Here is a 13,750-nt window from a genome sequence, read left to right on the forward strand (position 1 = left end):
ATCGTTATATGGCTAACCATCTATCAAATATCTACTTATAAAGTATCTATGCTAAGCATTAATATTTTATTAAAGAAAGTAACCAGTATCATGCATGCATGGTTTCGACTTGGTAGCGTTTTTGGTGTCACTTTTGATAGTACTTATATAAAACCGAATTCGAAAAACTGAACACACGTAAAAGTATTGTGCTCATGATAGGTAAATGCATAGACAGGCAAATACATAAGATAAATAGGTAAGGATATTAGCCCTAATTGACGCGACTTTTTAATCGACTAATGGTTAATTAGGGGCTATGTACAAAGAAATACAAAGAATTTTTAATGACAGGTATCAGCTTTTATAACGCTGATATTACTTTCGTCAGTCAATATTAGGAAAATTATATGACAATGTTTAATACCATTAAGCGTGAATTCCAGTACGGCAACCAACAGGTTGTGATCGAAACAGGTCGTATCGCTCGCCAAGCCAACTCTATTTTAGTTCATATGGGCGGCGTAACTGTACTAGTAGCAGCCGTTGTTAAGTCGGAAGCGAAAGAAGGTCAAAACTTCTTCCCATTGACAGTTAACTATCAAGAAAAAATGTATGCAGCGGGTAAAATCCCAGGTGCTTATGGCAAACGTGAAGGCCGTGCGAGTGAGTCTGAAACCTTAACCTCGCGCCTGATTGACCGTCCGATTCGTCCACTGTTCCCTGAAGGCTATTTGAACGAAATTCAAATCACGGCGACGGTTGTATCATCAGATAAAAGTCAGTCGGCAGATATCGCGGCATTGATTGGTGCATCAGCTGCACTAGCTATCTCTGACGCGCCATTTAATGGGCCTGTTGCCGGTGCACGCGTTGGCTTTATTAATGGTGAATATGTTTTAAACCCGACTCTTGAAGAACTTAAAGAAAGTGATCTTGACTTGATCGTTGCTGGTACTAAATCGGCAGTATTGATGGTTGAGTCAGAAGCTAAAGAGTTGTCAGAAGATCAAATGTTAGGCGCAGTATTGTACGGTCATCAGCAGCAGCAAATCGTTATTGATAACATTGCCTCACTAGCAGCAGAAGTAGGTACCGCTAAGCAGCAGTTCACTTCTCCTAAGCGTGACGAAGCATTATCGAACGGCATGAAAGAGCAGTTCGGTGCGCAGGTTTCTGATGCCTACACCATTACTGATAAACAAGAGCGTTATACCAAGCTTGATGAAGTTAAACAAGCTGCTCTTGCTGCGCTTGCTGGTGATGCAGAGTCAGAAACTTATAGCGATACAGTATCTGAGCTAAAAGAAATTTATAACGATCTAAAATACCGTACGGTTCGTGACAATATCTTGTCTGGTAAGCCACGTATTGATGGTCGTGATCTTGAAACAGTTCGTGCCATTGATGTGCAAGTAGGTGTATTACCATTTACTCATGGTTCAGCGCTATTTACCCGCGGTGAAACTCAGGCTTTGGTAACGACGACGCTTGGTAACAGCCGTGACGTCAATATGATTGACTCGCTAGCGGGTACGATTCGTGACCATTTCATGTTGCATTACAACTTCCCGCATTTCTCAGTGGGTGAGACTGGTCGTGAAGGCATTCCTAAACGTCGTGAAATCGGTCATGGTCGCCTAGCGCGCCGTGGTGTACAGGCGATGCTTCCTGATAGCGAACGCTTCCCGTATGTTATTCGTGTGGTATCAGAAATCACTGAATCAAACGGTTCATCGTCTATGGCTTCAGTTTGCGGCGCAAGCTTGGCATTGATGGACGCTGGTGTACCAATCAAAGCACCAGTTGCTGGTATCGCAATGGGTTTAGTAAAAGAAGGCGAGCGCTTTGCTGTACTGTCTGATATCTTAGGTGATGAAGATCATCTTGGCGATATGGACTTTAAAGTTGCTGGTTCTAAAGATGGTATCACCGCCCTTCAGATGGATATCAAAATCGAAGGTATTACGCCAGATATCATGGAGCAAGCGTTAAAACAAGCCCATGCTGGTCGTATCCATATCTTAGACGCGATGAATAAAGTATTGCCTGAGAGCCGTACTGAAATTAATGCACATGCGCCTAACTATGCCGTTATCGAAATCAATCCTGACAAAATCCGTGATGTTATCGGTAAAGGTGGCGCAACTATCCGTCAGCTAACGGAAGAAACTGGTGCCGTTATTGATATTGATGACGCTGGTACTATTCGTATCTTTGGCGAAAATAAAGCAGCAACCAAAGCGGCTATCGGTAAAATCGAAGCCTTAACTGCTGAAGTTGAAGTGGGCAAAACATATGAAGGTACGGTTGCTCGTATCGTTGACTTTGGTGCCTTCATTAACGTTTTACCAAACACTGATGGCTTAGTTCATATCTCACAAATCGCAGATGAGCGCGTAGAGAATGTATCTGACTATCTAAAAGAAGGTCAAATCGTTAAAGTATTGGTACAAGACGTTGATAACCGTGGTCGCATTAAATTGACTATGAAAGGTATTGAGCAAAGCTAAGGCTCGATATTTGATGTAATAAGAAATAAAAAACCGCTTTGAGTCACTTATTATCAGTGCTCAAGGCGGTTTTTTTATGGCTTTAAAAAAGAGCGTACAAGATAGGAAGGTAATTAAAGAGTGATATCTTTAGGAAGATGAATATCGATGCGCAGCTTAGGTAAATCTTGTAACTTCTGCGTCAGTAGCGGTAAGCAATCGGCATACCAATCTAGAGGAACTAGATTTTCTAGGCTAGATTCATCGATCGTATCTTGTCGCGGATGATTAAAAATAAGTGGACGTGCTAGCAGCGCAACTCTACGAACACCTTGATAGCGTATCAGCGCTATAAGCTGTTGCTGCAAATCAACCAAAGCTGCCGTTAACCAGCGCAATCTTGTCGGATGATAAGGATGGTCTGAGATGACGAGGTTGGCAATATAACTGGGTTGGTTACCATTGCTACTAACAGCCAGCCCCGCTTGCTCACGGGAGCGTTTATGAAGTAAACAGCTACCGACTTCCAAGCTACCATCACGGCAAGCACGATAGTAGCGTTGGTAATTATCTGGATATAGACGCTTGGTTCGTGTAAGGATAGGGTCTAAAAGCACACCTGCGGTATTGACTGGCAGAATTAATAGCTGCGCACTGCTATTTAAAACAGGGGCATGAGTGAGTTGCAACGTTGCCATCATCATCCCCTTGATAAAAATTTATGTTATTTAGCGCTGGTTTTAGCGTTTGTATCTGCCTCTAGCTGAGCGATTTGCTGTTCGAGCAATTCGATTTGCTCAGCTTTCATCTCTGTCAGTTGCTTAGTCATAGTAATTTGTTCAGTGGCTAGCTTTTCCTGTTCAGCCAAGCGTTTACGTTCGTCCTCTAAGCGATCAATCTCTTCTTTAGCTAAGCTATCCGTTTCCGGTAGAGGCGCATTTAAGATAGTCTCGGGGTCAGGTGCTTCAGTATCTGTAACAGCAGCGATAGCTTGGCTGTCATCTAAAGTACCATCTTTTACCACATTGTCTAATGATGTAGCAGTAGACGGTACAGCCTCAGTTTGTTCAGTAGTAGTCGGTAAGCTTTCTACAGCGGTCGTGTTAGCTGCAGGTAGAGAGTTTTTCCAAACCAAATAACCAATCAATAACGCTATCAATATAATAGCAAACCACCATTTTTGGCGTAGCTTAGTAGGATTGGTAGACTTTTTTTTTGATGCTTTGGCAGATAAAGGACGTATTTTTTTGTTTTTCATACCACAGTCGATTTATGTAAAAAATATAAGTAGCCATACTATAGCAAACTCAAAATAAAAAGCCTATCTATTGCTAGATAGGCTGAAAATACTATTAATGAATGACGCAAATATTATGCTCTAAACGGTGATGTTAAATGCTTATAACTTAAACTTCACTGTACCACTAGTGCCGGTGGCCATCGCATCACGAGTTAGCTGATCCTCAGCATGATTTTTGGCACTAATAGCATCAGGATCGGGGCGATGCTCTGTATGACCACACTGAGTACATTCGATATATTCATCAGGCGTTGGCTCAGTGATATTTACTTGTACTACCGCATCCATTGTCTGACATTTGGGGCAGCGTACCCCTGCTAAGAATTGCCGCTTTGGTCGTGACGACTGATAACGCATTTAGATGACCTCGTGTGTCGTTTTGGCATTTGCAGCCTCAATGTTTTTGCCATTGCTAAAACCGCTGTGACGTAATAAGGCATCAATACTGGCGCTACGACCACGGAAGTTCTCAAAATTGGTTTTGGCTGGGAAGCTACCGCCAACGGACAAGACAGTCTCACGGAATGCTCTACCTGTGATTGGATTAAAAATACCCTCTTCTTCAAACTTACTAAAAGCGTCTGCAGATAATAGCTCCGCCCATTTATAAGAGTAATAGCCTGCTGCATAACCACCGGCGAAGATATGGCTAAAACCATTGGCAAAGCGGTTATAGTCAGGCGTTTGCATAATAGCAATGTCGCTACGCACAGTATTTAAAGTTGCTAATACACCTTCGTAATCAAGTGCTGGCGTATGCGCATGAATTAATAAATCAAATAAGGCGAACTCGATTTGGCGTAGCGTTTGTAATCCGCTTTGGAAGTTTTTTACTGCCAGCAGTGCATCGAGTTTGTCTGTGGGCAAGGGTTCGCCTGTTTCGACATGGCTACTGATCAGGGCGATACCTTCCGCATCCCACGCCCAGTTTTCCATAAATTGGCTGGGCAGCTCAACCGCGTCCCATTCCACACCATTGACACCAGCAACGTCACCGACGGTCACTTGGGTCAATAGGTGATGGAGACCATGACCGAATTCATGAAACAAGGTCAGCACTTCATCATGTGTCAATAAGCTTGGCTTACCATCAAGTGCTGGCGTGAAATTACCCACCATAAAGCACACAGGTAGCTGCTGATGATCTTGTTCATCATAGCGATAACGCGACTGAAAACCACTCATCCATGCGCCGCCGCGTTTACCGCTACGGGCAAATAAATCAAAGTAAAAGCCGCCAAGTAGGTTATCGTCAGCATCAAATAATTGATAAAAACGTACGTCATCGTGCCAGCGTGATACAGAGTGATTGTCCATATTATCACTACTTTGTTCTAGTGCTTTGATACCGTACAAACGCTCTACGATAGCAAATAGACCACTAATCACTTTTGGCAATGGAAAGTAAGGGCGAATCTCTTCTTGCGATAAACTAAACTCGTTTTGTTTTACTTTTTCAGCGATATAGGCACTGTCCCATGGTTGCAAATCAGTAATGTCGTAATCCTGTGCATATTTTTGCAACTGTGCTAGATCGTGTTTAGCCGTTGGGGTCGCTTGCACAGCTAAATCACGTAAGAAAGTTTCAACTTCAGCCACACTATCTGCCATTTTAGTTGATAGCGATACTTCAGCGTAATGATTAAAGCCTAATAACTTGGCTTTTTGCTCACGTAATTTCAGGATATCACTCATGAGATTGGCATTGTTTAATGACTCGCCTTTGGCATTGGTATGCTCGTCAAATTCAGAAGCACGAGTAACATAAGCTCGATATAGCGTCTCACGTAGACGGCGATCGTCAGCATGAGTCATGACGGCAAGGTACACAGGAATATTTAAGCTTGCCACATAATAAGGGGTTGGCAGAGCATCAATATCCGCTTGCGTAAGCGCACTGCTGGCAAGCTCACGGGTTTTATATTGTTCACCGGCATCTGCCAATAGCGCCAAACCACTGTCAGTTAAGCCCGCTAATTGCTCGTCATTAAGCGGAAGCGCATAGGCTTGGGTGGCATCTAATACATGATCAGAAAATGTCGCTGATAAAGTAGATAGCTTGCTTTGGATAGCCGCAAACTTGTCTTGCTCTGCTTTGGGTAATGCCACGCCTGATAGCTCAAAGCTTCGTAATGCAAGCTCAATGGCGCGTGCCCGTGCTGGCTCAAGCGCTGCAAAAAATGCTTTATCATTAATAATTGTCTGATACCGGTTAAATAGCGGCTGATGCTGTCCTACTCGTGTGCCGTAAGCAGACAGTTTCGGTAGCAGTTCGTGATGGACATGGCGGATCTCATCGTTACTCATCACGCTATTGAGGTGCGATAAAATACCCCAGCTGCGATCCAATGCTAGATTGATATGGTCAAAGCTCATCACATCGGCTAAGGCTTGCTTAGCGTTGAGCTCAAAAGCATTATTATCGCTCTTTGCTGTCATCTCATCCAAAAAATTATTGGCAGCATCGATAGCGCTAACGACTTGGCTTTGTAAGATAGTAGGCGTGGCACTAGCAAAATCGACGAGGCGTAAATCTGGAGCAATGGAAGTCATAAAGGTATCCGGTATAAATAGTTTGGAGAGAAAATAGAGTGTAAATGAGTGTCATACATCAATTATTTTATTTTGGCGCTACTATTGAGAAGCCTTAGTATGAAGGGTGCTAGTGGTTACACGCTCATCACAATGTATCAATGTAATAGTGATAAAAATGTATCAATGTAATAGTGATAAAAATGTATCAATGTAATAGTGATAAATAAGGCTGATATTGTTGGTTGATTTTATAGAGACTATTTAAAAGATGGGTGTTACTTAGCGAAAATACAACCCAGTTATCTAGCATTATCATATTAATACTTAGGTTACGCTTATTAAAGCTGCTGTAGCTTGTTAAAGCACCACTTACAAAGCGTCATCATTTGCTTGCAAATTAACCCTATAGCTAATGAGGTTAAGTTGATAGGGTAATAGTAACGATTGGTACTTATTATGAATACTTATCATAGTTACTTATCATATATTAAAAATTTCAAACGAGTAATAGCTAACTAATACCGAAAGAAGTACTAGAAACTAATGATAATAAAATAAGGAGCAGTATTTATGAAAGCAACTCTTAAAAGCTTACGTGAGACTAAAGCAAATCCAGCAGTCAGTATTTTTGTTAAGACTCACCGTGAGCATCCTGCCAACGAAAAAGATCCTATTGCCCTAAAAAATCAATTAAAAGTTGTCGAAGAACGCTTAACTAACGAATTTGATAAGCGGACGGCGACCACTATTTTGGAAAATATTCACGCTAAAACCAAAGAACTTAATCATAACTATAATTTGGATACGTTAGCGATATTTGCCAGTACTGATGATGTTCAGATTGTCCGTATGCCGATTGATACCACAGAACGTGTTGTCATCTCAGACAGCTTTGCTACGCGTGACTTGGTCCGTGATATGGCAAGCGCGGTTCATTATTATACCGTGGTGTTAACCCGTGACAGTGCGCGCCTGATAGAAGCTTCTAACGATCGCGTCGTGCGTGAGTTTGATAAAGACGATAAAGCGCAAAATAATATGGAAAACATTCCATTCCCTATTGAGAATAATGGCTTGTATACGACAGGCGATGCTGGCTCTGATCGTTCAGCAAACAATGAAAGTAGTTATTTAAAAGAGTTCTTTAACCAAGTAGATAAGAGCGTTCAAGAGCTGTGGGGCGAGCATAAAATGCCGCTTGTCATTGTTGGGGATGCAAAAAATATCGGTTATTATAAAGATGCCTGCGACCGTCCAGAAAATATCATTGCTACCGTATCAAATGCGACCAATTTGGAAGCAGGTAGTGCACAGCATATCGTTGATAGTGTTCAAGAAGCAGTAGAAGGCTATCGGACGTCGCTACATCAAGCTGCCTTGGGTGAGATTGATAAAGCCCGCGGTGCAAACATGCTGCAGACTGATCTACAAGAAGTCTACCGCAGTGCTTTCCAAGGCGTAGGCGAGACGCTATATGTCCGCCGTGGTTACATGCAACCTGCCAAGATTGATGAAGAAGCGCAAACCTTAAGCATGGCTGATGATGCTACTGCAGAAGGCGTCACTGATGATGCGATTGGTGAAATTATTGAGCATGTCATTCATAATGGCGGCAAAGCAGTATTTATGCCGCAAGATATTATGGCTGAAGACCAACCGATTGCTCTGGTAACTCGTTACTAATCGACGGCTGATATTCATGAATGAATTAGCCATTGGTAGCACATAGGTATAATATGAGAGCATTGGTTCGATACGAATCAATGCTCTTTTTATATCTATAATGGTAATGAATAGCTATTCTTTAAAGCTATTCATTACCATTATTTAATCGCTAGGACCAACAATCAAATGAGAAGCATGGCTTATTTTTAGGCTTGATATTTTTGTTTGATACCCATCGCTTTTAACGCTTACTCTATCAATACTGAGTTTATGACTAATAAAATTATGACTAATACCACCTCTTTTGTTTTAACCAGCTACAACATTCATAAAGGCATGTCGCCGATGAATCGCCAAGTCAAAATACAAGGTATCGCCCAAGCACTCGATATCATTGGCTCAGATATACTTTGTCTACAAGAAGTGCAGGGTCAGAATCTCAAACGCAATATGCAATACAACGAGTATCCTGACCAATCACAGCATGAATGGTTTGGTGAGTATCTGCAGCTGCAAAATAGCTACGGCAAAAACTCAGAGTATGAAAATGGTCATCATGGCAATGCGGTGTTGAGCCGTTTCCCATTAGATCCCAAGCATAACGTCAATATTACGGTCAATAAACTTGAGCAGCGCGGTGTCTTGCACTGTGAAGTGCAGCCGATAGGCTGGGAGACGCCTGTCGTCGTATTATGCGCGCATTTAAACTTGTTTGAGCGCGATCGCATTAAGCAATACGAAGCTATTGCTAATTACGTCCGTAATGAGATTGCACCTGACCAGCCATTGATTTTGGCAGGCGACTTTAATGACTGGAAAAAAATGTCTTGCGATAAACTCGCCGCTAATTTAGGTATGACGGAAGCTTTTAAACACTGTCATGGCAAGTTGCTACCAACGTTTCCCGCAAAGCTACCTGTGCTTAGCTTAGACCGTATCTACGTACGTAATCTGAGAATAAAAGACGCTTGGGTACATACGGGCAAGCCGTGGTCAACGTTATCGGATCATCTGCCTTTGAGTGCAGAGTTGGCATTGCCCTAGAATAACGAAGCAACGAAGTAGCAATTCAATGAACGAAGAAATATTAGAATAATAAAAGGATAATAAATCATGTCTGATAAGCAAATACCTACCACTCAACACGCCGTACTCATACGGGAGTTTGGTGAACCTGAAGTAATGATGTATCAAGATGATGTAGCTATTCCTGAGTTAAAAGATAACCAAGTATTAGTGAAAGTTGCTTATGCTGGTATCAATCCTGTCGATTATAAAACTCGCCAAGGTAAAGGTTGGGGTGCTGATGGCATTCAAAAAAATAAATTCGATCACGATCAGCCTGCCATTTTAGGCTTTGATGTGGCTGGCGAGGTAGTTAAAAGTAATAGCGATCAATTTAATATGGGTGATCAAGTAGCGGCTCTTAGCTTTGACGGTGGCTGCTATGCTGAATACGTGGCGGTCGATACTAACCTACTGGCAAAAGTACCAGAGTCTGTCACGTTGGAGCAGGCAGGCGCGCTACCTTGTATCGGACAAACGGCGCTACAGTTTGTAGAGTTTGCTGATATCAAAAAAGGTGAGCACGTCGTGATGAACGCCCCAGCTGGCGGTGTTGGTCATTTAGTTATTCAGCTATTGATTGATAAAGTGGCGCAAAATAATATCAAAGTAACGGTTATTTGCTCACCAGAAAAACATGCTAAGCTTGATGAGTTGATAGATACCAGTAAGCTAGCAGGCTGGATTGATTATACTAAAGATGACACTTTCCCTGATTTGCAAGCGGATGTGCTATTAGATTTAGTTGGTGATGGTGCAGGTGTGCGTGCGCTTAGCGTGCTCAAATCTGGTGCTCGTGTCAATGTGTTGCCAACGATTTGGGTGGATAAACTTAAAGAGGTCAGTGGTGACAGAGATCTGAGCGTGGAAGGCTATGCAGTCAAACCAAATGGTCAAGATATGGCGCGAGTTTTACAGCTCGTTGCTGATAGTAAATTAACCTTACAGATTCAGCAAACTTATCCGCTATCTGAGGTGGTAGAAGCACACCGCGAGCTGCAAAAAGGCGATAGCTTTGGTAAGATTGTTTTAAAAGTAAGCTAAGCTAAGCTAGATTTGATTGATTGCCAGATTTGATTAATTACAGGACATCTGTCTAAATGTTAGGCTAATTCGGCCAGTATCTACCGTTTTAGTCTTAGTAATGGTGTGCTTCCAAAAAGTCTGGGTATCGCCGTGCATCACGATAAGCTGACCTGACTCAAGATAAAGCTCGACTTTATCTTGAGTCTTTTTATGCTTAAAGACAAATTTGCGTGTAGTGCCCAGTGATAAAGAAGCAATAATTGGCTGATAGCCTAGCTCTTTTTCATCATCCGCATGATAGCCCATACCGTCAGCGCCAGTAGGATAATAGTTGAGCAAGCACGAGTTAAAACTAGCTTCGATACCGATATTCAATAGTTGCTGTTCAATATGATGTTTCACATGAAACATCGTATCTGACCATGGAATCGCTTGACGCGAATGACCAGAATATTGGTAACCAATATCACTTTCACCCATCCAAACGATTTGGCGAGTCGTGATATGGGTTTTGCCAAATAAAGTCACAACATCAGCTTGCCAAGGTAGATCGGTCAACAAGCTATAATATAAAGCGCTAGGATAATCAATAATAAGCCCTAAGTCATTCACCTTACCGTCGTAAGGCAATAGATTGTCAGTCGGTGCAGGGGCAAAAAGATCAGTCATATATTAAGCCTTTTTACTGCTCTGATAATGCTCATTGATAACTTGAGCACATAATTCAGGCGCTTCCATCGGTAACAGATGACCATAGTCTAGCAAGGATATAATGCTGTTATCAGGGATAAATTTTTGCCATTGTTTGCGCACTTGATGATTGATAAATAACGTTGGCTTGCCCGTAATAAGCGTATAAGGACAGCTAAGCTGCTTAAGGGCTGCATCAATATGAGGCGCACCAAAATAGTTGGCCAGCTCTTGCTCTGGCGCAAACATCAATGTATAGCTATCCTCAGGATTTGCCACTAAACTTTGCTCAGCAAACACCCGCAAGTGGGCATCGCTGATACGTTTATAGGCACGCTGAGCGCGCAGGCTATCATAATAATCATTGACACTTGCCCAAGTAGATTGCTTGGTCAAAGTGCTTTTAAAAGGCTCGCGGCTAAGCAGAAACTGACGCGGCAACAGATTGTATATCGTCGCTTGTTTTTTGGTGAATGTCACCGGTTCTATTAGGTATAGCTGTGAGAATAGCTCTGGGCGCTTCGCTGCGGCCATCGCGGTAGCAGTCGCGCCTTGAGAATGTCCAATACCAACGATAGGCTTATCTTGCGTCTTTTCCAAAAACTCAATAAGCATATCAGCATCTTGCTCGCGCGTGAGGCGACGGCTCTGCGGCTTATCATACCAATAGCCGCGTAAGGCAAGCGAGCTTATATCAAAGTCAGATACCAGCTCATTTAATAATGGTGCGTAAGTGCCAACGGGAAAACTATTACCGCCATAAAAGTGTGCCGGAGGACGTGAAGTAGCATTTAAATCGGCTACCTTGTTAAGTTTGGCTAGACCGTAATAGCGCGCTCGTTGTCCAGAAATCGTAATATTTTTTGCAAAGTTTTCCATAATAATGCGACATCCCTGTGTTTTTTGATTGAGTGAAGCTATGGCAGTTTAGTCGTCTTCACCTAAGAAGCCACCACTTTGACGATGCCATAAGCGTGCGTAGACGCCATGTAATGCTAGCAATTCGTCATGACTGCCTTGTTCAATGATACGTCCTTTATCCATAACCACCAATCTATCGAGAGCGGCAATAGTAGAGAGGCGATGAGCAATGGCAATAACGGTTTTACCAGTCATGATGTCGTTTAAGCTTTCAGTAATAGCAAATTCAATTTCAGAATCAAGGGCACTGGTTGCCTCATCAAGCAATAAAATAGGCGCGTTTTTTAGCATGACGCGTGCGATAGCAATACGTTGACGTTGACCACCAGAGAGTTTAACGCCGCGTTCACCAACTTGAGTATCGAGCCCCTTATTACCTTTATCATCATATAGGTCTTTAATGAATTCCCATGCCTGCGCTTGTTTTGCGGCAAAGACGATTTCATCATCGCTAGCATCAGGGCGACCATAGGCAATATTTTCACGTACCGTGCGATGTAGCAATGAGGTATCTTGGGTAACCATACCAATTTGCTGACGCAACGATTCTTGGGTCACCTCGTCAATCGCTTGACCATCGATATAAATCTTGCCGCTATCAACATCAAAAAAACGTAGTAGTAAATTCACCAAAGTAGACTTACCAGCACCTGAACGACCAACCAAGCCAATCTTTTCACCCGGTTTAATATTTAAATAAAAATCATCTAATAGTTTTGTGTGCGAGGCGGTAAGGGTAGTGCTAACCGTATCAATTTTTTCACCTTCGATATCGACGCTTTCGTAACTAAAATCAACATGATCAAAAACAATATTGCCCTCTGTGACAACTAGCGCTTTAGCATTGGGTATGTCTACGATGGTTTGCGGTGCGGATAAGGTGCGCATGCCATCTTGAACCGTACCGATACTTTCGAATAAGCTGGCGGTTTGCCACATAATCATTTTGGTGAGACCGTTTAACCGTAACGCCATGGCGGTTGCTGCGGCAATCGCACCGACGCCAACTGCACCACTTTGCCATAAATATAAACCAATCCCAGCGGTAGTACCGACTAAAATGACACTAATAGTATGGTTGACAATTTCGAGTTGCGAGACCCAGCGCATTTGCGAGTGTACCGTACCTAGAAACTGTCCCATCGCATCTTTAGCATAGCTTAGCTCACGGCGTGAATGGCTGAAAAGCTTAACGGTCATAATATTGGCATAGGCATCGGTGATACGACCAACCATCAATGCACGAGCATCAGCCTGCACAATGGCGGTATGTTTGAGCTTAGGAATAAAAAACCACATGGTCAGGCCAAATAACACAAACCAAATCACAAACGGAATCAGTAATAAGACGTCTAAGTTAAATAAAATCACCCCAGTGGTGATAAAGTAGACGAGGACATACAGCAGCATATCAGTAACGGTCATGACCGTATCACGTACCGCTAGTGCAGTTTGCATGACTTTAGCAGAGACTCGACCAGAGAACTCATCTTGATAGAATTGCATCGATTGATTGAGCATACGCTGGTGAAAACGCCAGCGCATCTGCATCGGAAAAACACCTTGAATCGATTGAAAACGAATCAGTGAGGACAACGAAATCCAAAAGGGGCTAATAATCAGCACAGCTAGCATCAACAGTAGCATATCGCCTTTTTCAGTCCATAGCGTCTGCGGTGTATAAGTGCCTAGCCAGTCGACCAGATTACCAATCCATGCAAACAGCATGGCCTCATAGACACCAATACCAGCGGACAGAATCATAAAAAGAAGTAACCAGCCGCGCAAACCTTCGGTACACGCCCACAGAAATTTTATCAGCCCATCACGGGGCAGTGGCATTGGGGTATCAGGAAAGGCGGATAGGCGGGATTCAAAAAAGCGAAATAGAGCGTTCATAGGCGGTAGTAATACGTCAATAGCAATACGTCAAGATAAACGCTAGCAAACGTTATCTTGAGTGGTTACTTATGTTAATAAAATAGCATTCTATTTTAGCAAAACTTAGCAATCGCGCCTGCATGGTAATTGTAATTTGAGTGCTTTTAAACGCTGTAAATCCTTTCTAGTTCAATGT

General features: G+C 42.6%; 11 protein-coding genes. 4 read left to right on the top strand and 7 right to left on the bottom strand.

Going from position 1 to position 13,750, the window contains the following annotated elements:
- Positions 1–389 precede the first annotated feature (389 nt).
- Positions 390–2,492, top strand: a complete 2,103-nt coding sequence (gene pnp / locus EPB74_RS03285) for a polyribonucleotide nucleotidyltransferase (RefSeq protein WP_079690573.1) — start codon at positions 390–392, stop codon at positions 2,490–2,492.
- Between the two features lie 113 nt (positions 2,493–2,605).
- Here pnp and EPB74_RS03290 read toward each other — a convergent pair whose 3' ends face one another.
- The 4 genes from EPB74_RS03290 to EPB74_RS03305 all read right to left on the bottom strand — a co-directional run bounded on the left by EPB74_RS03290 (position 2,606) and on the right by EPB74_RS03305 (position 6,324).
- Positions 2,606–3,169, bottom strand: a complete 564-nt coding sequence (locus EPB74_RS03290) for a hypothetical protein (protein ID WP_274902750.1) — start codon at positions 3,167–3,169, stop codon at positions 2,606–2,608.
- 26 nt (positions 3,170–3,195) lie between these two features.
- Positions 3,196–3,729 (bottom strand): hypothetical protein, encoded by a 534-nt coding sequence (locus EPB74_RS03295; RefSeq protein WP_274902751.1) that lies wholly within the window; start codon positions 3,727–3,729, stop codon positions 3,196–3,198.
- A 141-nt stretch (positions 3,730–3,870) separates the two neighbouring features.
- Positions 3,871–4,128, bottom strand: coding sequence for a YheV family putative metal-binding protein (locus tag EPB74_RS03300; RefSeq protein ID WP_089555748.1), 258 nt, complete (start codon positions 4,126–4,128; stop codon positions 3,871–3,873).
- Entirely contained in the window at positions 4,129–6,324 is a 2,196-nt protein-coding gene (locus tag EPB74_RS03305) for a M3 family metallopeptidase (RefSeq protein ID WP_274902754.1), read from the bottom strand. It lies immediately after the preceding gene.
- 552 nt (positions 6,325–6,876) lie between these two features.
- Between EPB74_RS03305 and EPB74_RS03310 the strand changes: the two genes are divergently transcribed.
- From EPB74_RS03310 to EPB74_RS03320, 3 genes are all read left to right on the top strand, one after another.
- Positions 6,877–7,989, top strand: coding sequence for an AOC03_06830 family ribosome hibernation factor (locus EPB74_RS03310; protein WP_089555746.1), 1,113 nt, complete (start codon positions 6,877–6,879; stop codon positions 7,987–7,989).
- A 267-nt stretch (positions 7,990–8,256) separates the two neighbouring features.
- Positions 8,257–9,015 (top strand): endonuclease/exonuclease/phosphatase family protein, encoded by a 759-nt coding sequence (locus tag EPB74_RS03315; protein WP_079692977.1) that lies wholly within the window; start codon positions 8,257–8,259, stop codon positions 9,013–9,015.
- A gap of 69 nt (positions 9,016–9,084) precedes the next feature.
- Positions 9,085–10,080: an NADP-dependent oxidoreductase gene (locus EPB74_RS03320; protein ID WP_274902758.1), complete on the top strand. Its 996-nt coding sequence runs from the start codon at positions 9,085–9,087 to the stop codon at positions 10,078–10,080.
- A gap of 33 nt (positions 10,081–10,113) precedes the next feature.
- Here the strand turns inward: EPB74_RS03320 and EPB74_RS03325 are convergent, their stop codons facing one another.
- From EPB74_RS03325 to EPB74_RS03335, 3 genes are read right to left on the bottom strand one after another with little or no spacing between them, the layout of a single operon-like run.
- Positions 10,114–10,731, bottom strand: a complete 618-nt coding sequence (locus EPB74_RS03325) for an alpha-ketoglutarate-dependent dioxygenase AlkB family protein (RefSeq protein WP_274902759.1) — start codon at positions 10,729–10,731, stop codon at positions 10,114–10,116.
- 3 nt (positions 10,732–10,734) lie between these two features.
- Positions 10,735–11,631 carry an alpha/beta fold hydrolase gene (locus EPB74_RS03330; RefSeq protein WP_274902760.1) on the bottom strand — a complete coding sequence of 299 codons (897 nt, stop codon included), beginning with the start codon at positions 11,629–11,631 and terminating at the stop codon, positions 10,735–10,737.
- 48 nt (positions 11,632–11,679) lie between these two features.
- The gene (locus EPB74_RS03335) at positions 11,680–13,572 is read right to left on the bottom strand and encodes an ABC transporter ATP-binding protein (RefSeq protein WP_079690582.1); all 1,893 of its coding nucleotides are present in this window, start codon (positions 13,570–13,572) and stop codon (positions 11,680–11,682) included.
- Positions 13,573–13,750: the final 178 nt, after the last annotated feature.

The organism is Psychrobacter sp. DAB_AL62B, assembly GCF_028895345.1.
GTDB lineage: Bacteria > Pseudomonadota > Gammaproteobacteria > Pseudomonadales > Moraxellaceae > Psychrobacter.